General features: G+C 35.4%; 17 protein-coding genes and 4 other annotated features. Of the genes, 2 read left to right on the forward strand and 15 right to left on the reverse strand.

Features of this window, described 5'->3' with window-relative positions:
* Positions 1-311 precede the first annotated feature (311 nt).
* The 11 genes from JFT95_RS12415 to JFT95_RS12465 form a co-directional block, all read right to left on the reverse strand.
* Positions 312-3428 carry an MMPL family transporter gene (locus JFT95_RS12415; protein WP_201052367.1) on the reverse strand — a complete coding sequence of 1039 codons (3117 nt, stop codon included), beginning with the start codon at positions 3426-3428 and terminating at the stop codon, positions 312-314.
* A 252-nt stretch (positions 3429-3680) separates the two neighbouring features.
* Positions 3681-4247: a TetR/AcrR family transcriptional regulator gene (locus JFT95_RS12420; protein WP_002013443.1), complete on the reverse strand. Its 567-nt coding sequence runs from the start codon at positions 4245-4247 to the stop codon at positions 3681-3683.
* Positions 4248-4373: 126 nt separating this feature from the next.
* Entirely contained in the window at positions 4374-4829 is a 456-nt protein-coding gene (locus JFT95_RS12425) for an NUDIX domain-containing protein (protein WP_016101189.1), read from the reverse strand.
* A gap of 110 nt (positions 4830-4939) precedes the next feature.
* Positions 4940-6103 (reverse strand): GNAT family N-acetyltransferase, encoded by a 1164-nt coding sequence (locus JFT95_RS12430; protein ID WP_002142242.1) that lies wholly within the window; start codon positions 6101-6103, stop codon positions 4940-4942.
* A gap of 290 nt (positions 6104-6393) precedes the next feature.
* A complete protein-coding gene (locus JFT95_RS12435) occupies positions 6394-6900 on the reverse strand; it encodes a SpoIIAA family protein (protein WP_061674135.1) in 507 nt (168 codons plus the stop codon).
* 17 nt (positions 6901-6917) lie between these two features.
* Complete coding sequence (aroA, locus tag JFT95_RS12440) at positions 6918-8207, reverse strand: 3-phosphoshikimate 1-carboxyvinyltransferase (RefSeq protein WP_201052369.1); 1290 nt, start codon at positions 8205-8207, stop codon at positions 6918-6920.
* Positions 8208-8223: 16 nt separating this feature from the next.
* Positions 8224-9324 (reverse strand): prephenate dehydrogenase, encoded by a 1101-nt coding sequence (tyrA, locus tag JFT95_RS12445; protein WP_002084896.1) that lies wholly within the window; start codon positions 9322-9324, stop codon positions 8224-8226.
* A complete protein-coding gene (hisC, locus tag JFT95_RS12450) occupies positions 9317-10417 on the reverse strand; it encodes a histidinol-phosphate transaminase (RefSeq protein ID WP_061690229.1) in 1101 nt (366 codons plus the stop codon). Before hisC ends, tyrA begins: the two co-directional genes overlap by 8 nt.
* 18 nt (positions 10418-10435) lie before the next feature.
* On the reverse strand, positions 10436-11608 hold the full coding sequence (aroC, locus tag JFT95_RS12455) for a chorismate synthase (RefSeq protein ID WP_061690228.1): 1173 nt from the start codon (positions 11606-11608) through the stop codon (positions 10436-10438).
* A gap of 53 nt (positions 11609-11661) precedes the next feature.
* Positions 11662-11881, reverse strand: a binding site (T-box leader).
* A 9-nt stretch (positions 11882-11890) separates the two neighbouring features.
* Entirely contained in the window at positions 11891-12967 is a 1077-nt protein-coding gene (locus tag JFT95_RS12460; RefSeq protein ID WP_002013433.1) for a bifunctional 3-deoxy-7-phosphoheptulonate synthase/chorismate mutase, read from the reverse strand.
* Between the two features lie 194 nt (positions 12968-13161).
* Positions 13162-13398 (reverse strand) — a binding site (T-box leader).
* A gap of 54 nt (positions 13399-13452) precedes the next feature.
* Positions 13453-13689, reverse strand: a binding site (T-box leader).
* A gap of 108 nt (positions 13690-13797) precedes the next feature.
* Positions 13798-17310 (reverse strand): DUF4020 domain-containing protein, encoded by a 3513-nt coding sequence (locus JFT95_RS12465; RefSeq protein ID WP_201052371.1) that lies wholly within the window; start codon positions 17308-17310, stop codon positions 13798-13800.
* Positions 17311-17460: 150 nt separating this feature from the next.
* Between JFT95_RS12465 and JFT95_RS12470 the strand changes: the two genes are divergently transcribed.
* Positions 17461-17898, forward strand: a complete 438-nt coding sequence (locus JFT95_RS12470; protein ID WP_002168161.1) for a YndM family protein — start codon at positions 17461-17463, stop codon at positions 17896-17898.
* 245 nt (positions 17899-18143) lie between these two features.
* Here the strand turns inward: JFT95_RS12470 and JFT95_RS12475 are convergent, their stop codons facing one another.
* From JFT95_RS12475 to serS, 3 genes are all read right to left on the reverse strand, one after another.
* Positions 18144-18668 (reverse strand): cysteine hydrolase family protein, encoded by a 525-nt coding sequence (locus JFT95_RS12475; protein ID WP_149190627.1) that lies wholly within the window; start codon positions 18666-18668, stop codon positions 18144-18146.
* A gap of 42 nt (positions 18669-18710) precedes the next feature.
* Positions 18711-19250: a GNAT family N-acetyltransferase gene (locus JFT95_RS12480; protein WP_201052373.1), complete on the reverse strand. Its 540-nt coding sequence runs from the start codon at positions 19248-19250 to the stop codon at positions 18711-18713.
* Between the two features lie 61 nt (positions 19251-19311).
* Complete coding sequence (gene serS / locus JFT95_RS12485) at positions 19312-20586, reverse strand: serine--tRNA ligase (protein ID WP_201052376.1); 1275 nt, start codon at positions 20584-20586, stop codon at positions 19312-19314.
* A 106-nt stretch (positions 20587-20692) separates the two neighbouring features.
* Positions 20693-20923 (reverse strand) — a binding site (T-box leader).
* Positions 20924-21124: 201 nt separating this feature from the next.
* Here serS and JFT95_RS12490 point away from each other — a divergent pair.
* A complete protein-coding gene (locus JFT95_RS12490) occupies positions 21125-21628 on the forward strand; it encodes a kinase (protein ID WP_201052378.1) in 504 nt (167 codons plus the stop codon).
* A gap of 29 nt (positions 21629-21657) precedes the next feature.
* On the opposite strand, the gene JFT95_RS12495 is transcribed toward JFT95_RS12490, so the two are convergent.
* A complete protein-coding gene (locus JFT95_RS12495) occupies positions 21658-22332 on the reverse strand; it encodes a hypothetical protein (RefSeq protein ID WP_088039605.1) in 675 nt (224 codons plus the stop codon).
* Between the last annotated feature and the right edge of the window lie 80 nt (positions 22333-22412).

Consider the following 22412-nt stretch of genomic DNA (forward strand, 5'->3'; position numbering starts at 1 on the left):
TTGTGTCCTCCTACTAATACCGCTTATTTCAGCGTTTTCTCACCGATTGTCTTAAAAAATCGCATATTACGACTCAATTATTGTAGACTATAGCTATTATATAGTAGAAGCTGGATGAATAGCAACGGTTGATTAGCTTTCTACAACGAAATCGAATAGTTTTTATCCATTCCCCTAGCTATTTTTTGTATATCATCGACCTCTTTCTAATATCCCTATTCGCTTCTCATTCTGTAATACATTGAATCATTTTTTCATTTCATATTTTATATACAAAAACCTGTAGAGAAAACATTCCCTACAGGTTTTTCTTATTTCGTATTTATTATTTTCTCTTTATAACTCTTCAATTTACTCGTCAATCCTATTAAAGCAGGTAACAATATCGGCATTACAATTAAAGCTAATAGTAAAAGAGCAACGCCAACAACGGATGCTACTTGTATAAGTGTCAATACTCCTGAAGGAATTAACGCTGCAAATGTCCCTCCTAAAATAAGTGCCGCTGATAATACGACTCCTCCTATGTGACGAGATGCATTTACAATTTTCGTTACTGAATTCCCTTCTAGCTCATTGTATCGCATCATAACGAAGATGCTATAATCCACTCCTAAAGCGACAATCATAATGAAGCTAAAGAATGGAACATTCCAGCTTAATGACTCTACGTTTAATACATGTGCACTAATTTGTTCACTTATACCAAGTGATGCAAAGTACGCTAAAATTAACGACCCAATAATAAAGATTGAGTTTAAGAATGAGCGTGTAATCACGATTAATACAAGCGAAATCCCTAATAACATAATCGTAGCAGTACGTAGGAAATCTTGCCCGGTTACTTCTTTTAAATCAACGTTTCTAGCTGTTGTCCCACCAATTGCTTTTTTCGCACCATTTAGTTCTGTTCCCTTTAACGTACCATCTATCGTTTTATTAATTTCTTGAATGATAGGCATCGCTTCTTTTGAATACGGGTTTACGTCTAAAATAATTGTCATTTTAGCAATCTTTCTATTATGTGACATGTACGTATTCAATGCTTTTTGGAAATCTTCTCCTTCTAAAACTTCTTTCGGAATATAAAATTTCTCAGAGCTTTTCGACTCATTTAGCTCTCCTAAATATTTTTGAGCGTCACCTAGACCGTTACTTACTTTTCCTAAACCCTCTGTACTTTTAGATAAACCTGATTGCAATTGCCCCATCTTTTCTTGTAAATCTTTCAGTCCAGTTAATAACTGTCCTTGCCCATCGTTTATTTTCGTTAATCCAGATTGTAAGTCAGCCGATTTGTTCGCAATTTGTTTTGAACCTGTAGCCCCTTCGCTCAATCCTTTGTTCAGCTCAGCAGCCCCTTTTTGTAACTTGGTAACTCCATTGTTCATTTCTTTTAAACCGTTATCTACTTTCAGTAACGATTGATTCGCTTCTTTAAATGAATTCATCGCTGCTTTATGCTGCACCGCCAATTGATTTAATTCTTTTGAAAGTCCAGTTAATTGTTTTTGAGCTTCTTTAGCAATTCCTAATGTTTGCTGCACATTAGGGTCATTTGCTAATTCTGGTTTTGTTTGAATGAAATTGGTCATTAATGTTTCAATTTGTTCGTATCCTTTCTTCGCACCATCAATCGCTTGCGAAATATTTCCGAAGTATTGCTCGTAAGAACTTAAACCTTTTTCTAGCTGTGCATAGCCAGCATGAAGCTGTGAAGTTGCATTGGATAGCACATTAACATTTTCGTTTAATGAAGCTAATCCACTCTCAATTTGTTGCGCGCCTTGCACTCCATCATTTATACCATTCGATAATTGATTTAAGGCCGTTCCTAATGCTGATACTCCATTTTTAGCCTCGTTCGTTCCATCAATTAACTTTTGAACATTTGCAAGACTATTTGAGTCATTACTACCCATTTTATCTTTCGCATCAGTTAATCCTTCATTAATTTCTTTTATGCCACCATTTGCATCGCCTAAGCCTGTATTCAATTCTCCGGCTTGTTTATTTATATATAATTCTTTAATCTTATCTCCAGTTGGACGCGTCGGTGAATATACTTCTGAGACTCCTTTAACTTTCGAGATTTTATCAGTAAGTTCATCTAAAGTTTGTAAAGAAGTCGCCTCATCTAACTTTTTATCCGATTGAATGACTAACGTACTTGGTGAAGAAAAACCAGGCGGAAAATGCTCTTCTATTACGTTAATCCCCATTTTTGATTCATATTTATTATCCACTTCAAATAAATCATTGTAATTAAGCGTGTTAGAATATTTTAATACGAATGGAATCGATATCACGAATACGATAATTAAAGCGATAAATGGTCTTGCTACTGAATTTTTTGCAAAGAATCCCCATAAGCGACTATCCTCATGACCTTTAAATGTTTTAACTGGATAAAACATTCCTTTTCCTAAAAGCACCATGAAAAATGGATTTAAAGTAGTTAATACGAGTAGTAGTACTGCGACACCAATTGCTACCGCTGAAGTAGATTGATATAATTTAAAACTCGCTAAAGCAAGAGATGCAAAGCCAATTAGTACTGCTATCCCGCTATATAAAACGGTTTTACCTGCCGATTTAAACGTTTCTTTCGTAGCCAAAAATGCATTTTCTTGTTTACTTAATTCTTCTTTAAATCTCGTATATAATAAAATGTTATAGTCTGTTCCTACTCCAAACAGGACGACAACTACAAACACTTGCGTAAAGTTTGAAAACGGAAAATTAAATTGATCAACAAGATGGGCAATAATCCCCATTGAAATTAAATACGAAACACCAACTGTAAGAAGAGAAATAATCGGAACAACTGGTGAACGGAATACAATGATTAATACTACAAGAATGAAAATGATCGAAATAACTTCTGTCTTTTTCACGCCCTCTTGAGAGGATGTAAGAAAATCACCCGCTATTAAATCACTTCCTGTTAAGTACGTTGTAACTCCTTTCGTTTGTACTTTTTCATGAAGATTATTTACAATTTTTGGTATTTTACCATGTTTTTTATCTACCGATATTTGCGTTAAAATAGTCGTATTATCTTTAGAAACTAATTGTTTCTCCAGTTCTTTATTATCTAAATGTGAAACGACTTCCTTAATTCCTAATTGCTCTTTTTCATTTTGCAGGGCATTGATCGTTTTCGTTATTTCCTCTTTTTGCTCATTTGTTAAAGCCTTCTTACTTCCACTATTAAAAACAGCTATAATTTCATACTTTTCAGCCCCTTCTTTATCCATCTCCTTTATCATCTTGTCAGCAATACTGCTTTGTTCTGTATTAGGAATCGTGATTTGCCCTTTTTCCTTCACTAACTGATCCATATTAGGCATCGTTACGATCATTGCAATAGTAATAACTATCCATAATAGAAAAGATAAACTTCTCCAACTTTTTAGCTTGCTCATTTGAATCATCTCCTGTTATTAGAGTTTCATGGTGCATAGAGAATGAATATTCATTCCCTGTTTTTGAAAACATCATTTCGGAATGAACGTTCATTCCCATTATCCTATTAAATTATTTTTCAATTCTATTAAATCACTCCCTGCGGAATGAATATTCATTCCTTTAATTGTACAGATATATCATCTCCTGTAATCGTTTTTTATATTTATTTAGGAATGAATGTTCATTCCTGTCCTTATAAAGCTATAGAATCAAATGATTCTAATAGCATTCCAAGAGCTCTCTTCCAATTCTTTTACTAATTCTTTTGAGTATTCTAACTGCCCTGTCGCCATTACTTTTATTAATTTTTCAAGCGGTTGATATACAATAATAATTAAAGCAATTATAGGCAATGGACGAAGAAAACCTTTTTCGATTCCATCTTCAATAATATTCATAAAGAAGCCTATAAAATCGTCAAATATTTTCTTACTCTGTTCATCAAGAAAATAACTATCACAGTGCGAATTTGTAAAAAGAAAAGCATCCACATTGTTTCTCGCAAATTCAAATAAACGGTTATACGTATGACTAAACTGTTCTCGAATATTTGCTTCAACAGGAAAATCAGTTTTTATTGTTTCAGATAGCTGTAGCATGCTTTTTGAAAATAATGAGTTAACGAGTGCCTCTTTATTTTCAAAATAGCGATAAATAGTACCAGCGCCGACATTTGCTTTTTCAGCGATCATCGGAATTGTCGTACCATCGTAACCACGCTCTGCGAAAAGTTTTATAGCAGCATCAAAAATATCCTCTTGCTTATTTTTAGCCATTTTTCTCACCTCAATTTTCAGGAATGAAAATTCATTCCGTTTATAATTATAAATTACATGGATTAAAAGTCAAGTGTGTAAATACGCTATTGAAACATTTATAAAATAACACACTCAATTAAGATATTAATACATTTTTTGCGTTATCCCATCAAAAAATTTCTTCGTATCATCATGACTTAAAACCCTCAATACATCTTGTATCTTAAAAAATTGAACTTGACTTATTTCATTATCTTTTGGATGTAAATCTATTCTGTCACCTATATATTCTACATAAAACATAGTAGTTTCTTGCTCTTCATATCCAATTTTCATTTTGAATTCTTCAGGAAAGCCAAAGCAAATTTTATCTTCAAATTGTTTTATAACTTTAAACTTTGTAGATCCAGTTTCTTCTTCCAGCTCTCTCAAAATAGCACTCTCTAAATCATTATCTGTATGTTTCACTCCACCTTTAGGAAAATCCCATTCCCCCTTTGACATAGCATATTCTCCATCTATGTCGCTAATTTTCACCTTATGTACCAATAAAAATTCACTGTGTTGGAATACGACCGCACCTACGGCTTGCCTAATCATTTTACTTTTCCTCCTAAAACAATGATTTCACTCTATTAAATAGAAAAGTACTATAATAAAAAGTTTATCATTATAGTACTTTGTTACTCATACATAGCACATGACATTAATTAAAAGAAATCATAAATAAACGGCTTACGCACCGGCACTACATTCTCAAATGCACGTATCTCCTCTTCGCTACCGCTTATTAAGTCTATTTCATTTAATTCTAGCGGTCGCTTGTAACCAAACATAATAGTAGATAACGCATTAATATCGATTTGAATTCCATTTTCTTTTGCTGTTTCTTCTTTAACGATTGTTATTTCATTATTTTTAAGTTGAACCGTTACGTTATTCCACGGTGCAAATGAATCTGTAATATGTAAAATTACTTCTTGCTCTTCGTTGTTCCAGTTCCATTCATATTGTTTGAAAAACTGTTCTACATCTACAATTCTTCCCATGAAATATGGAGTTACTTCTGCTTTTACTCGTGGTTCTTGTAATGTGTAAAGAAGTGGTTCTGTCTCACTTAGTATCATTTCTAGATCTTTAATCATAGAATCATGTTGGCAGATGAAGTTCCAAAGACCAATTCTTGCTTCATTATGTAATGGGACAAATTCTTCTACTTTCATTTTAGAATTCTCTATTTTGTATAAAATGTAACCAGCCGCCGTTTTATTTTCATCGTAGTAAACTGCCAATGTTAAATCATGATACACCGCTTGTAGCCACCATTTACGTCCGCGAACTAACATACCAGAAAATCGTTCTGCAAATGTTTCATATAGATTCTCTACTTCTTCTGGATGATTATCTTTACTAAAACGTTTCACTGTACCATTCACTTGTTTTTTAATTATTAAATCGCTCTTTGTCATCTGACATACGATTCGATTCGCACAAAGTTCCCAGCCGTATTTACGATAAAATGAAACGGCAAATGGATGTAACATCGATACACTATATCCATCTCTTTTCATAGTTTGCAGTGAATGCTGAAGTAACTCTTTTACATATCCACTTCTTCTATATTCCGGATACGTCGCTACCCCCGCAACGCCGCCCATTTTAAACTTTTCTTTTCCTATGTAAATATGAAAAGGAATTAAGTGCAACTTTGCAGCTAACTCTTCTCCTTCCATAATACCGTATATTTGATGGCTTTCCTTCATTCTTGCAATTTTCTGCTCTATCCATTCTTCATTTGCTTTATATTGAAAAGCATATTCTGATAAACGTAATGCTTCTCTAAACTTATCTTCTTTTAATTGTATAACGTTCATATATTTCTCCTCCATTCCTCGTTTGAATTATATCATAATTCAAACTATTATAGTTCGGTAAGTGAAATTACGAGGATGTTTCAACAAAAGATGTCGATTTAGAAACAATCTAACATAAAGGCTCTTTTCAACTGCTTTCTATTGGCGGCATAAGAATATTAAACGCCTTGCGTTCTCTTGGGTTTGCGAAACTAAGAGGTACCATTGTAAGTGATGAAACTTATGACAACGGCAACATTACGGGCATAAAAAAAACCAGTTGATTGAGAGAAACTGGTTCAATAAAGGTTTTATATTGGATATTCATTCAACCAAATTAATGCTTGTTCATAATCATCGAAAAATTTTACGGATTCTTTTGTATTGGATTGTTGTAAATAATTCATTATCTCCCCTTCTTCAAGGAGAAACGCAATTGCCTTACTGTGATTCAAAATGGTTTCATTGAAGAACTTATCTTTCCATGCTTTTTGAACAGAAAAATGATCTGGCGTGTATCCTTTTCTATCGACCAACAATTTGTATTTCCGACCCTCGGAAATGAATTGCTGACAAACCTGCTCGAAGCCATTAAACCATTCATAAACATCAGCTGTATTAATCTTGCCAATTAGATGGGTAACAATTAAATCCCCTGAAACTGTTGTGCTGATATTCTGTTTACTCAACTTGGAATCATCTCCCTTAATTACAATTATGCGTAAAAATCTCATAAAATCAATAAGGATAAAATTCTTACGCAATAAAGCAACATTATTTACGAAAAAAGCCAACATAAAAAAGCAGATACATTGCATATCTGCTTCTCATCACTTTATTTAGCTAACGTTTGCAGTTCTTCAAAAAATATAGGATACGATACACCTACTGCTTCTGCATCTTCAATCGTTGTTTCTCCTTCAGCTATACAGCCGGCAATCGCAAGCATCATTCCAATGCGGTGATCACCGTGACTATGTACTGTAGTTCCTTTTAGCTTACATTTACCGTAAATAATCATTCCGTCGTCGGTCGCTTCAATACGAGCTCCTAGTTTCGTTAGTTCAGCAACGACTGTATCAATACGGTTCGTTTCTTTTACTTTTAATTCGTGTGCATCTTTAATGACTGTAATTCCTTCTGCTTGTGTTGCTGCTAAAGCGATCACTGGAATTTCATCGATTAATCTTGGGATTATATCTCCGCCAATTTCGATTCCTTTTAGTGAAGACGTTTCGATTGTAATGTTTGCAGCTGGTTCAGATGCCCCTTCGTTAATTGACTCTACAGTAAATGTAGCACCCATTTTCTCTAAAACATCTATAATACCTGTACGTGTTGGGTTCATCCCCACATTTTGTAATAGTAGTTTACTATTTGGAATAATTGCACCTGCTACTAAGAAAAATGCCGCTGATGATACGTCACCTGGCACATGAACGTCTGTTGCTATTAACTTCTGTCCACCCGCTAGTTTTACAGTTTTCCCCACGCGAGTTACCTTTACACCGAACGCTTCAAGCATTCTTTCTGTATGATCGCGGGAAATATGAGGTTCTGTAACAGTTGTTACACCTTCTGCGCGAAGGCCTGCAAGTAAAATAGCTGATTTCACTTGCGCACTTGCTACCGGTGAAGTATATTCAATCGCCTTTAAATTCCCGCCTCGTATTGTGAGCGGCGTAAACGTTCCTTCTTTTCGGCCATCAATTTTTGCACCCATTTGCTTTAGTGGATTTGTTACACGTTGCATCGGTCTCTTCGCAATTGAAGCATCACCTTGCACGCAAGAAAAGAATGGTGTGTTTGCAAGTATTCCTGACATTAATCGAATCGTTGTACCAGAATTACCAACATCTAATACAGCTTTTGGCTCTTGTAAACCTTCTAATCCTGTTCCAATTACCGTAACTTCGTCTCTATTTTGTGTAATCTCTACTCCCATTTCTTTAAAACAAGAAATAGTACTTAAACAATCCGCACCAGGAAGAAATCCTTTAATTGTTGTTTTACCTTCCGCGATTGCGCCAAACATGACAGCGCGATGGGAAATTGATTTATCTCCAGGGATTGTAATTGTGCCATTCAATCCGTTATTTACAGTTTGTACTGTTTTTTCTTTCACGTTGTCACCCTCCTCATTAAATTGTTTCATACGTTTGGTATTCTTCTTTTCCGAGCGCAATTTTTGCCTGCGTTCGATCCTCTTCTCTTTGGAAACTAATTCGTAAAACTCCGAGCAATCCTTCTCGCGCTTCTAATATTTGCAAGTTCGTAATACTAATTTCTTCTTCTGCTAGAATGCTTGTGATATGGGCTAATGCCCCTACTTTATCTAAAACGTCGACGTATAAGTCGTGATAGGCAGGAATCGCCCCTCTTTTTCGAACTGGTAAAGAGTCACGATATTCTTTCGCATCTGCAAAATAACTTTGTATTTCTCCTGCATCTCCTTTAGAAACCGTCTTATATAGCTCTTCCATTTCTGAAATCCATTCTTCTAATAGTTCCAATAAATGCCCGCGATTTTGCTTTACGATATCACTCCACATTTTCGGACTACTTGATGCAATACGTGTTATATCTTTAAATCCGCCTGCCGCTAGTTGATGAATAAGCGGATTATCACCAGCATGTTTCTCAACTTGTTTTACTAATCCTGCTGCAATTAGGTGCGGAAAATGACTAACTATTCCTGTTATATAATCATGTTCTTTTGTATTTAATACAAGAAAATGAGAGCCTGTTCCTTTTAACCATTCTTTTAGCTCGTCTACTTGATCCGCCTGCACGTGATTCATTGGCGTTAAAATGTAAAATGCGTTTTCAAAAAGGTGTGCCTTTGCACTTTCAACTCCTGTTTTGTGAGAACCTGCCATCGGATGACCGCCGATAAATGAAACTTTCTTTGTTAATAAAGCTTCCGCTTCATTCATGATTGTCCCTTTCGTACTTCCTACATCGGTAACAATGACATCTTCTCGTAAATGAAATGATGCAAGTTTGTGTAACAACTTTTTCGTTTCTTCAACTGGAGAGGCAAATACAATTAAATTTGCCTCCTCACATGCACGCTGTAAATCTACTGCTACTTCATCAACTACATGTAATTCTTTTGCGCGCTCTACTTGCTCTTTAAATATGTCATAACCGATAATCGTTACATCGTGCTCTTTTTTAATCGCTAATGCAAGAGAGCCTCCTATTAATCCAGTACCGATTAATACTACCTTTTTACACATTTGCCTCATCTCGAGACTTACCTTTTTTATTTTCAAAGTGTTGTTTTAACACTGAAATCACTCCTTCATTTTGTTCCCTAGTTCCGATTGTAATACGGACACCATTTGGGAACGGACGAATAATAAATCCTGCGTGTGCACAAGCTTCATAAATCTCTCCCCCATTATCTACTGGTAAGAAGATGAAGTTTGTTTGCGACGGATAAAATGGAATTTCATTTTCCGTACAAAAACTCTCGTATTGTTGTAATCCCTCTGTATTAACACGTACAATTTCTTCAATAAATACTGCATCGTTAAAAGCAATCGTCGCTGCTTTTTGCGCTAATGAAGATACGTTAAATGGCAAACGTACGACATTTAATTTCTCGATTAACTCTTCCTGTCCAATCGCATAACCAACGCGGAAAGAAGCTAATCCGTACGCTTTAGAAAACGTTCTAAGTACAAGAATGTTGTTATGTTTTTCTAGAAGCGGTAATGTCTCAGGGAAATCTTTTGCTGTTACGTATTCATAGTACGCTTCATCAATGACAATTAACGTATTTTCACTAATGCTTTCAATGAATTGAGTCAATTTTCGCTCATTCACATATGTGCCTGTCGGGTTGTTCGGATTACAAATCCATACGATTTTTGTATGTTCATCAACTGCTGAAGAAATTTCATCTAGATCATATACACCGTTCTTTAAAGAAATTTCTTTCACTTCACAGCCTTCAATAATTGCATGATGACGGTACTGAGGGAATGTCGCGCCAGCAGTTACGATATTATCTCCTTTACAGAGCACTGCACGACTTATAATTTGAATGACTTCATCAAGTCCACTACCACAAAGCACTTGTTCCATTTGCACTTGTAATTTCTCTGCAATTGTTTGACGGAGTACTTCAGCACCTCCGTCAGGATATAAAGCATGTTCCTGCGACGATTTTTGTAATTCTCCTAAAACACGAGGTGAACAGCCAAATGGATTTTCATTTGATGCTAACTTAACAAATGAATGATTCCCGTATACTTCTTTCATTTGCTCTGGTGATTTACCTGGTTTATACGGTTGTAATGATGATAGTTGATCTTTTACTCGCATGTTAAATCCACCTTTTCATTAAAATTCTTTTGCGTATTTGTTATGTTGCGAAATATTTTGTTTTAGTAATTCCATGCGATCTTTTCCGAATTGCTCGACTAGTGCACCGGCAAGTTCCCATGCAACGACAGCTTCAGCTACAACACCTGCTGCTGGTACTGCACAGCTATCAGATCTCTCAATACTCGCTTGGAACGCTTCTTTCGTATCAATATCTACGCTTGCTAACGGTTTATATAATGTAGGAATTGGCTTCATTACGCCTCTTACGACAATTGGCATACCTGTTGTCATACCGCCTTCTAAACCGCCGGCATTATTCGTATTTCTCGTGTATCCTTTTTCTTCATCCCATAAAATTTCATCGTGCACTTTACTTCCCGGCTGTCTTGCCGCTTCAAAACCAATTCCGATTTCAGCACCTTTAAACGCATTCACGCTCATAATAGCACCGGCAAGTTTTGCATCTAATTTGCGGTCGTAATGAACGTAGCTACCAACTCCAATTGGCATTCCTTCTGCAATGACTTCGACAATACCGCCTATAGAATCTCCGCTACTTTTCGCATCATCAATCGCATTCATCATCTCTTGTTCTACTTCTTTATCTAAACATCGAACTGGTGAATTTTCAGTTATCGTTTGAATTTCTTCAATTGGTAAGTTTGAAATACGCTTCGCTTGTACCCCACCAATTTCAAGAACATGCCCTGCAATTTCCACGCCTAATTCTTTCAAAATTTGTTTCGCAACTGCACCAGCAGCAACACGAACTGTCGTTTCTCTTGCAGAAGAGCGCTCTAATACGTTTCTTATATCACGATGGCCGTATTTAATTGCCCCGTTTAAATCCGCATGTCCTGGACGTGGTTTTGTAATTGTACGTTTCATATCTTTACTTTCTTTTTCCGAAATTGGCTCTGCACCCATTACTTTCGTCCAATGTTTGAAATCATCATTTTTTACAATTAACGTGATCGGCGAGCCAAGTGTCATCCCATGACGAACACCACTTACAATTTCAACTGTATCAGTTTCAATTTGCATGCGTCTTCCGCGTCCGTGCCCTTTTTGTCTTCTTAATAATTCTTTATTAATATGTTCCGCTGTTAATGTTAAACCTGCTGGTACACCTTCTAAAATAACTGTTAACTGCGGCCCATGTGATTCTCCAGCTGTAATGTATCTCATTTCTCTTGCCCCTTTACTATTTTTTTGTACAAAAAAGTCCCTACTGAGCGCTCAGTAGGGACGATGTTTATCGCGGTACCACCCTAGTTGTAGACTTCTTTCGTCTACCTCTCTTCTTCTTTAACGATCGTTTGACCGTCTTTCTCTCCAAAAGTTGGCGGGAAAGATGCTCCAAGGCTGTAATTCATGCTTACCTTTGTACTGATTCACACCGGCCATCAGCTCTCTTTAACAGTGAGATAAGCACTACTGTTTCCTCTTCAGCGCATTTATGATATGGAATTAAGATAATTTATTTTTGAAACCTTTTAACTCATCCATGAATCTATGGAATTCTGGAATATCCATTTGTTGCGCAGAATCTGATAACGCAACTGCTGGGTCTGGATGAACTTCAGCCATTACTGCATCTGCTCCAATAGCAAGTGCTGCTTTCGCTGTTGGTAATAGTAAATCTCTACGTCCTGTTGAATGTGTTACGTCAACGATAACTGGTAAATGTGTTTCTTTCTTTAAAATCGGTACTGCTGAAATATCTAATGTGTTACGTGTCGCTCTCTCGTATGTGCGAATACCGCGCTCACAAAGAATAATTTGGTCATTACCTTGTGCAATGATGTATTCCGCTGCATTAATGAACTCATCAATCGTTGCTGCTAAACCACGTTTTAATAATACTGGCTTATTAACTTTACCTACAGCTCGTAGTAAATCGAAGTTTTGCATGTTACGTGCTCCAACTTGAATTACATCAACGTATTCTAGCGCCATTTCAACATCGTTCGGATTTAAAATTTCACTAATAATCGCTAAGTCGAACTCATCTGCTACTTGGCGTAAAATTTGTAAACCTTCTACTCCTAAACCTTGGAAATCGTATGGAGATGTTCTCGGTTTGAAAGCACCACCGCGCATTAATTTTAAGCCTTGGTCTTTCATAGCTTGCCCTACTTGGCGAACTTGCTCTAAACTTTCTACCGCACAAGGTCCCATGATGAACGTTTGTGTTCCGTTTCCAATCAATTCACCTTTAACATTAACAATTGTATTTTCTTTTTTCTTTTTACGTGAAACTAGTAATGCTTTACGGTTATCATCTTCTTGTAATTCTAAGCTTGCTTTGAAAATCGTTTTGAAAATATGTTGAATCGTTGACGTTTCGAATGGTCCTTCGTTATGCTCTGCAAGCATATCAAGTACTTCACGCTCACGTACTGGATCAAAGCGTTTCGTACCTTGTACTTGTTTTTGCTCCCCAATCTTTTGAACGATTTCACCGCGTTTGTTTAATAGGTGTAATAATTGTAAGTTAATTTCATCTACCTGTTTACGTAATTGATCTAATTCGTGATTTGCCATTTGGAAATCCTCCTCTAATGTTTTAAAAGTATAGTAAGAGAATAAAAAATTCTCTATTTTCTGAACTGGTTAATTATACAAATTTAAAGTGGAATCGATACCTCTTCTTATTTTAAACTAATAATTACCATAAAGACACTAACTACTAGTTAATAAGCCACTTTTTTGTACAAAAAAGCCCTACTGATTCAATCAGTAGGGACGATATTTATCGCGGTACCACCCTAGTTGTAGACTTATTTCGCCTACCTCTCTTCATTGTTAACGATCATCTGACCGTCTTTCCCTTCATAAAGACAATAACTATCTTTACTACGAAAAAGATGCTCCAGGACTGTAATTCGCTCTTGTTTTTGTACTGGTTCGCACCAACCACCAGCTCTCTGTTACAGGGAAACAACAACTACTTCTTTTCCTTTCAACGCGTGACTATTTTATTTTCAAGTTGGACCACTAAAATACAAAAAGTCCCTACTGAATAAATCAGTAGGGACGATATTTATCGCGGTACCACCCTAGTTGTAGACTAACTTTCCGTCTACCTCTCTTCACTGTTAACGATCAATTGACCGCTTTTCCTTCATAAAGACAATAGTATCTTTACTACGAAAAAGATGCTCCAAGACTGTAATTCATGATTATCCCTGTACTGGTTCACACCAACCACCAGCTCTCTGTTACAGTAAGACTAACCACTACTGTGATCTCTTCATTGCACTTTGTTTATTCAAATGTTTTTGAAATTGAATAAGTATGATTCGTATTATAGAACGCTTTTCAAAACACTGTCAATAACTTTTTATATATTTTTTAAAAATTCCACTTCCGCCCTATGATTCCTCTTGTAAATTCTCCGTTACGATTCCGATGCGAATTATTTCATTTTCTATTAAATTTAATACATGTCTTTCTACTTCATACCTGGTTAATAGTTCTTTTATTTGTATGATCTCACTTTCAAGTAAATCGGCTTCTTGACACGTCTGCAGTAAAGTGAAAAACACATTTGCATACAATTCTTTATACGCTTTCATACGCTCTTTCTTTTCAAGTATCTCTATAAACAACTGTTTCATTTCTTCTTGATTAGATTGTCCTTCCACACCTTGAAATTTACTAGAAATAATATTTAATCCTTTTTCTAAAACCTCATCCATGCATAAAACAATACGTAAAAGCATCATATATTCTCTCGTTGTTATTACGCCCATTTTCGGACGTTCTCTTAAAAACACACTAAGCCACGCTGTCCAAAATTTTTGTTGTTCCTTACCACTTAACGTTTTTACGTAGTAGCATAAATACTGCATAAATTTAATTTTATTCTCTTCGTTTTCTTGCATCAAAAGTGGATATAACCAATCTGTTTTTTGCTCCCAATATAATACGCATTTAATAAATACAAAGCTAAGCCATTTTAAAAATGCTTCTCTCGTATATGGATGTAGTGCATCTAAATGTTCTACTGCATACTTAATATATCGCCTTATTTCTGTAAACAAAGGTAGATTAATTTGCGTATAACATAATCCCGCCCACGCATATTTCGTAAGCTCACTTTCTTTCTTTAAATCTAAGTAAGGTAATACATTTTTCCGACACCATTGCTTCTCAATATGGTATAAAAACGTAATATCTGCTGTTAAACGAGCTAACATAAAGTTCGTTCGTTCCGAAGTAACCCTTACCTGTTCTTCAAATAAAAATAAATATTCATATACATTGCGATCATATAAGTGATCGTACGCTAACAGTTTTAGCAATACAGCTGTCATCTTCCCAACAGGATGCTGTATAGACTCATTGTAAAACTCTTGTTTTCCAATTTTAAAATCTGTTTCCCCTCTCATAACATGTGGAAATACTGAAAAAGCAAAGCGCTTTATAACCCGTATACTGTTTTCTTCTAGCTCTTCTAATCGATTGCTAATTTCATATAGAAAACTACTAATTAGCCAATGAAAAGTAGTATTTCGAGAAAACTTCTGCAATAACGGAATAATCCTTTGAATTTGCTCACTCGTTAAATTCCTATTATTTCGCCATTCTCTAATACACACAAACCATACTTCATTACTAATTTCGTGCACGCCTACTAGTTGATAAGCAAACGAAATACTCCACTCTACATTCAATTTACACGCTTTTGATAACATCTCTAAAAAATGGCGTTGTTCAAAAACACCGTCTCTTGAAAATTGCCGAACTTGCTCCATTATTTCATCGTTTTTCAGCTGTAGTAATCCATCAGCTGTTACATTGCATGTAATACGTTGTTCATTTGCCTCTTTCTTTGGAACACTGTATAGATCTGAAGAAAAATGGGGGTGTTTCTGTTTCATTAGCTCGTATCCTTCCGCCGTACACTTACTATTCGAATCACACGTGAATAGTAAGTCTATTACAAGACAAGCATCAAACGCCCTCTCTTCTGCAAGATACTCTAATACATGTTGAATTACTTCTTCTTTCGTTTCCTCTAAAGCATCTGCGTAATAATTCTTTAAAAGTTGAAACACTTCATGTTTACATGTGAAATCTAACAGAACATCTACATGTAACAACCACTTCAGTTTGTCATCCGCTATAACGAATACATTATTAATCATTGCTTCAATTGCAATTCGCTTTTGAAGTACACTATCAGTTTCTATCATTTCTGTAATATAATGATTTGCTTTTTTCTCATTGTTTTCACATAAATATGTAAGACACTCTTTTACAATTTGAATTAAAAATGTAAAATCATTTTGCTGTAACTCCTGCTCTGAAATTTCTCTATCTCTTCTTTTCAGTGCATTTTGTCTTAATGACAATAGTTGTATCTTTTCTAACCCTGTAACCATAATCGGATTTGCGTAGTAAGCGATATGAGGTCTCATTTTCTCTTTCCAAATTCGCTCCACATGAGAAAAAATAGGCATCGGTATACGACTCGATTCCTCGAGTTCAATCGACTCTTGCGTATCATTTCCCCATCTTCTTACACGCTTCAATTTAAGTTTCCCATCTAAAATAAACGTTAATAGCAACAAGCCAATTTCTTTATGCTGAGGGAAAGAACATTTTTGCAATAAATATGTGATTATTTCAATAGAGCTACTATCTTTCTCTGCTGTTTCTAATAAAAGCAATGTCCATCTTGCAAACAACAAAGGGTCCATCGTTTCTTTCGTTTCGTTTAAGTAAGTACAAATTGTTCGCCACCATAACGGGGATATTTTAGAATGATTTTTAAAAATCAATTGAAATAGTTCTTTTTGATGACTAAATAGAAATTGCTCCACTAACCATTCCGCAAGCAATTCATCTACTTCATCATAATTTGCTGTAAGTAGAAATAAATTTCTTAGTTTCCCTTCTGCTTCAAGCCATTCCACCCATTCATAATCACGAGCAAATTCAACGAAGTACCGAACGGTTTCAATTTTTTTTATTGACTGTTTTATATAGGATAATTGCTCCTGCTCTACTGATGGAGGAACGGTTACAATATCACGAATACGCATTCTTTTCGTAATATAATTATCCCCCATTAATTCCGCCCACCGCTTCACCGCTTTCACAAGCGCCTGATGATTATTTGCTTTATTCGGATACACAATCGGTCTTATCCCTAAATGCTCCCAATGATATGTATTATCACCTTGTGCGACGAAAGCATAACGCCTTGTACTCGGTGGTAAGCCTGTTGCTAAATATTTCATTACAGGATCATTATGACTATACCCAACGAATAAAACAGTGTAATTTGAGAATAAATCAACTAAAAATCGTCTCGCCCATCCTTCTGTTAAGTAAGCCCTTCCAAAATCACCATCCGTTAAAATTAAAGCTTCTTTCTCTTGTTCTACATTCCCATGTATGTAAGCCAACCCTTTAAACGCTCTCCCTGTCGGTAAAGCAGGTGCATAATAAATATTCAGCTCTCTATTCATTTCTGTAATTACAGACGTAAAATGTTGATCAAAGTTTGTCGTTACAATTCGAACATCCGTATCTAACGGAAACAGCCTTGGAATCGCATAGTGTAATGGATTTGGTTTTGATTTTTCTATATTAACGAGGTCTCTTGCAACTTGATGCACATCTTTCGTTTTCGCAATTTTACCGAGATAATAATCGTGGGGTTCTGTCATCTCACGCCTTTCGACATATAAAGCTTTCGAAATTTCATCAACTAAATCATCGAAATTCGGTAAGTTTGATTTCCCCTTCATAGAAACTCCTGCTCCAACGAATAATACTAACTTACCTTGTTCAAGGTGATCGATTAACTCATCTGGAATTTCTACTTCTGAAGTTATCCACATCCCGGATTCCCCCTTACCTAAAAATGTCATACGCTCTCATTTCACTATAACATTTTTTAATTGTTTTTTTAATATTTAGATAAAATTCCAGCATGATAAAGTTTTATATAAATTAAACCGTTCCAATGTATGAACTCCTGCATTTATTGTAAAACTATGTATAAATGGGAGGTGTAAATATTGAATGATATTACTGTAATACTTATCAAATTTATATCATGCATCATCGCTTTTAGTATCGGACTAGCTCTATTTTTCCCAGCAACGCTCGTCCAAATCATTTCTTTTAGTCTCTTCGTCACAATCGTTTCTTATATGTTTGTTGATAAAATTATTTTAAATCGAATTGGCAATTCCGCTGCCATTATGACGGATTTCTTACTTACGTACTTAAGTGTTTGGATTTTCGGTAATATTTTATTAGACAACTACATGCAAATTGCATGGGGCAGTATCCTTTCTGCCATCGTCTTTACATTATCAGAAGTAATCGTCCATCGCTTTTCTAATTCCCACACAAGGCACAGCAATGATAACATTCGAATTAATCGCCGGTTTGCATATGGTACGGAGTTTGCTGAAGAACAGAATGTGTTGGATAAAGATAAGAAGAAATAAAGCCATAATTACTGATGCAAAAAAGTAGCTGTCTCATCAGTCGAATTTTTGACGATGTGGCGCTCCTTTTTGTTTTTTGTACTATCAATACGGTGAATGAAATTATATCAACGATTTTGGAAATATATCCATCGTAACTCTAATTATATCAACGGTTCGACAAGAAATATCGATTTATCGACAACGTTTGATAGCCTATCTTCAAATAAAAAAGCTGCCCCATTAAGAGACAGCAACTTCTGTAATTACGCTTTTACTTTTAAATCTTTTAACGTAATAACATCTGCAAATGATCCAAATACAACATTATGATGTTTTACAATATCTTCAGCGCGTAATACATCTGTGTCAAATGTGCTATGTGCATCACTTACTAATGTTACTTTATACCCTTCACTAAACGCTCTTCGCGTTGTCGTATCAACACAGTACTCTGTTTGCATTCCTGAAATAATAACATGCTCAATCCCTTTTCCTTGTAACACTTCGTTTAAGTTTGTCTTATGGAATGAGTCTGGAGTCGTCTTTTCAACGACAAGCTCCCCTTCTCGCGGTGCAATCGCCGCATGTACTTTCCAACCATCTGTCCCTTTTTCTAATGGATGATCTTTTGGCCCGTTATGTTGGACATAAATAACCGGAATACCATTTGAACGACATTCCCCAATGAGCTCTTGCAACGTTTCTAAAAACTTTTCCCCATTATGTACTGGGATTCCTGCTGTATACATACCCGCTTGCACATCAATAACTATTAATGCCTTTTTCATTTCACACAGCTCCCTTTATTTTTATAAGCCCCTGCATATTTATTATAATTGTTTATATTCTACCATCCAACAATCTTCTAATTTCCCCTCATGCAGTTCATGTTTCTTTAATATCTTCACCTTTTTAAATCCGCATTTTTCATAACAGCTTATCGCACGTTCGTTATTTACTTTAGGGTCCATTGCAATTGCTTCTGCACCCACTTCTTTCATAATGTATGTAATTGCTGCTTGAACGAGTTTTGTTCCAATTCCCTTTCCCCAATAGAGTGGTTCACCGATAAATTGGTCCATTCCCCATACATTTTGTGATTCTTCATATCCATATAACGCTTTCCATTCAAAATCAACGGGATACATTTGAATGTAACCAATCGGCATTTCATCAAATTCTACTAAGCATCTTTTTTCATGACCGTTTGGATGATGTATAAAATGATCAAGCACCTTTTCTACAGATTGCGGATTATCTCGTCCTTCGTAATACTGCAGGACTTCTGGGTCTGTTAGCCATTTTGAAATGATAGGTGCATCGTTTTTTATTACGTATCTAACTAATAAATTTTCTTTTTGAAATAACATGTAGCACCTCTTTATTAGCATTTTATAAACTGTTAAACTTTATTTCAAATCAACATCATTCTTATTTAATAACCCCTACTCCCCCCATGTATGGACGCAATACTTCTGGAATTATAACTGAGCCGTCTTCTTGTTGGTAGTTCTCTAAAATAGCTGCTACTGTACGCCCTATAGCTAACCCAGAACCATTTAATGTGTGCACAAATTCTGGTTTTGCACCTGGTGTACGACGGAAACGTATGCTTGCACGACGCGCTTGGAAATCTTCACAGTTTGAGCAAGAAGATATTTCACGATATCCCCCATAACTTGGTAACCAAACTTCAATGTCATATGTTTTCGCAGCTGGAAATGCTATATCAGCTGTACATAATACGATAACTCGATAAGGTAATCGTAACAATTGTAGTACCCTTTCGGCATTCGCAGTTAATTTTTCTAACTCATCGTATGATTCTTCTGGCTTGGTATACTTAACCATTTCAACTTTGCTAAATTGGTGCTGGCGAATAAGCCCTCTCGTGTCACGTCCTGCACTACCAGCTTCAGAACGGAAACATGGCGTATGAGCAGTAAAATTAATAGGTAATTCTGCACCATTTAATATTTCGTCACGATAATAGTTCGCTAATGGTACTTCCGCTGTTGGAATTAAAGAGTAATCTGTGTCTTTTAATGTAAATACATCTTCTTTAAATTTTGGGAATTGTCCTGTTCCTATTAAACTATCGCTATTTACGATAAACGGTGGAATTACTTCCGTATATCCATGTTCTTCAACATGTAAATCTAGCATAAAGTTAGCTACCGCTCGCTCTAAACGTGCTCCCAAGCCATTGTAATATACGAAGCGGCTTCCTGTTACTTTTGCTGCTCGTTCAAAATCTAGTAACCCTAATTTTTCAGCAACTTCCCAATGTGGTTTTGCTTCAAATGAAAATTCGTTTATTTCTCCCCACTTACGTAATTCAACATTATCGTCTTCTGATGCTCCAATAGGCACTGTTTCATTAGGTATATTTGGTAATGCCAATAATATAGAATTCAATTTCTCTTCTACATTACGTAACTCATCATCTAACGTTTTAATACTTTCTCCTACTTCACGCATTTCACTAATAAGTTCATTTGCATCTTGTTTTTCACGCTTTAACTTCGCAATACGCTCAGATACTCCATTACGTTTACTTTTTAATTCTTCTACTTCTACTAACAGTTCACGACGATTCTGATCTAATTCTTCAAATGTATCCAATTCAAGAAACTCTCCACCGCGATTAATCAATTTTTTCTTTACTTCTTCAAAATTAGCACGTAATACTTTTACATCTAACATGTCTTATCTCTCCTTTAATAAGTGACTAATGTCATCTTCTTCGTTCACATTAAGCTCTTAAGATAGGGAATTTTACTAAAAAAACACAAAAAACTCCCGTCCCTATAAAAGGGACGAGAGTTAACCCGCGTTGCCACCCTAGTTGAAAGCATAGAATATAAAAGCTTTCCACTTAAAAAATTAACGGTTTTTAACCGGAAACGATTACTAACTTCACATTGAAGGGTTCCACATTTCGCTCAAGGACGGATTCACAAGCGCTTTCTATCGGTTTACACCACCCACCGACTCTCTAAAAGAAAAGATACTTGTTACTATTTCCTTTCATAGCTTTTAAACAATATAAATTTTAATTATCATTACTTTACAATAATTCTGTTTATTTTTCAAGAAAATATTGTATCTTTAAAATAAAGTGTTCCTATAATCAAACCACAAATAAACTGGAGGTTATTTACAATGTCCCATATCACTTTGAAAGCAATAACTTCTATAAACTGGCGAGAAGCGCTTACTAAAACAATTTGGAGATGAGAATTTGAAGTCAACATTAATTATTCTTCGAGGAAACTCCGCAAGTGGCAAAACAACAATCGCAAAAGAACTGCAAGAGCATTTTGGCAAAGGGACACTACTAGTCTCTCAGGATGTCGTACGTAGAGATATGTTAAAAGTGCACGACACAATGGGTAACTTATCTCATGATTTACTATTTGAAATTACGAAGTATGGAAAAGGAAAATGTGAATTTGTTATTTTAGAAGGTATACTAAACAGTCGTAGATACGGTGATATGTTAAAAGAATTAATACATTATTTTAAAGGAAACGCTTATACATATTATTTTGATTTATCACTTGAAGAAACAATTAGACGGCATAATACGAGAGAAAAAAGACTTGAATTTGGAGAAGATTTATTAAGTAAATGGTATAACCCACACGATACAATTGAGGTTAATAGAGAGACTGTTTTTACAGATGATTTCACGCAAAGAGATATATTCCATGCGATTATTACTGATGTTACGATACAAAAATAAGACTGACTCTTTTTGTCAGTCTTATTTTATTATGTTCCTTGTATTTCAGTTTTCATAACGGAACAATCTTTACATAAGTAATAATATATATTCATCTCACCGAACAGAAAATCAACTACTGAAATAAGTTCCCGTTCTTCAAGATCTTGTGTAATTGTAGCAACATATTTCATCTCTTTCGAACAAGTTGGACATCCTAAATCTTCTGGAACATCATCGTATAGAGGCGCTCCTAACAATCTACATACATATTCCGAACCGAATAAGTCAAAAGCTTCCCAGTAACTATCTTCATCAGTAGGTATATCTTCATTTTTCATATTCGTTAGCTTTACATTAGTTTTTGGTAGATCGACCGGTAGTTTATCCTCATCTTCCATTATCCAATCTTCCGTATTGTCTTGTTTTATTATTTGTACCGTTTTACCACCATTACTTAACTGAAAATATTGTGGCTCCCACACCATCGAACAATTCAAGCAAGAGATGAATGGTAATACAATCAATTCAGCATTTTTAAGTTCAGCAAGTTTCCCATCTTTCAAATCAAAACAAAAAATTTGATGCATTTTCTCACCGCATAACTTACACAATGGTAATTCACAATCTTGACCACCGAAATAATGATTATATGAATCTTTCCCTTCCATTACTCTATATCCTTTTATTCCATCCCAATGTTCGCCATATAATTCCATTGTCATATTCTATCCTCTTCTCACTTATAAAGGTAATCCTCGATACTAATCTTTTAATAACTTTCAGTACATAAAACATTTTTTAT

Origin of the sequence: Bacillus sp. TH17, assembly GCF_016651125.1 — a bacterium.
In the GTDB taxonomy this organism is placed as follows: domain Bacteria; phylum Bacillota; class Bacilli; order Bacillales; family Bacillaceae_G; genus Bacillus_A; species Bacillus_A mycoides.

Bases quoted from the DNA above. Each gene is read 5' to 3' on its own strand.
- serS (WP_201052376.1), bottom strand. From the start codon at position 20,586: ATGTTAGATGTAAAAGTATTACGTGCTAATTTTGAAGAAGTAAAGAAA.
- JFT95_RS12430 (WP_002142242.1), bottom strand. From the start codon at position 6,103: ATGAACGTTATACAATTAAAAGAAGATAAGTTTAGAGAAGCATTACGT.
- tyrA (WP_002084896.1), bottom strand. From the start codon at position 9,324: ATGTGTAAAAAGGTAGTATTAATCGGTACTGGATTAATAGGAGGCTCT.
- JFT95_RS12415 (WP_201052367.1), bottom strand. From the start codon at position 3,428: ATGAGCAAGCTAAAAAGTTGGAGAAGTTTATCTTTTCTATTATGGATA.
- hisC (WP_061690229.1), bottom strand. From the start codon at position 10,417: ATGCGAGTAAAAGATCAACTATCATCATTACAACCGTATAAACCAGGT.
- aroC (WP_061690228.1), bottom strand. From the start codon at position 11,608: ATGAGATACATTACAGCTGGAGAATCACATGGGCCGCAGTTAACAGTT.
- JFT95_RS12475 (WP_149190627.1), bottom strand. From the start codon at position 18,668: ATGAAAAAGGCATTAATAGTTATTGATGTGCAAGCGGGTATGTATACA.
- JFT95_RS12460 (WP_002013433.1), bottom strand. From the start codon at position 12,967: ATGGCAAATCACGAATTAGATCAATTACGTAAACAGGTAGATGAAATT.
- JFT95_RS12495 (WP_088039605.1), bottom strand. From the start codon at position 22,332: ATGACAATGGAATTATATGGCGAACATTGGGATGGAATAAAAGGATAT.
- JFT95_RS12420 (WP_002013443.1), bottom strand. From the start codon at position 4,247: ATGGCTAAAAATAAGCAAGAGGATATTTTTGATGCTGCTATAAAACTT.
- JFT95_RS12435 (WP_061674135.1), bottom strand. From the start codon at position 6,900: ATGCAATGTATCTGCTTTTTTATGTTGGCTTTTTTCGTAAATAATGTT.
- JFT95_RS12425 (WP_016101189.1), bottom strand. From the start codon at position 4,829: ATGATTAGGCAAGCCGTAGGTGCGGTCGTATTCCAACACAGTGAATTT.
- JFT95_RS12465 (WP_201052371.1), bottom strand. From the start codon at position 17,310: ATGACATTTTTAGGTAAGGGGGAATCCGGGATGTGGATAACTTCAGAA.
- JFT95_RS12480 (WP_201052373.1), bottom strand. From the start codon at position 19,250: ATGTTATTTCAAAAAGAAAATTTATTAGTTAGATACGTAATAAAAAAC.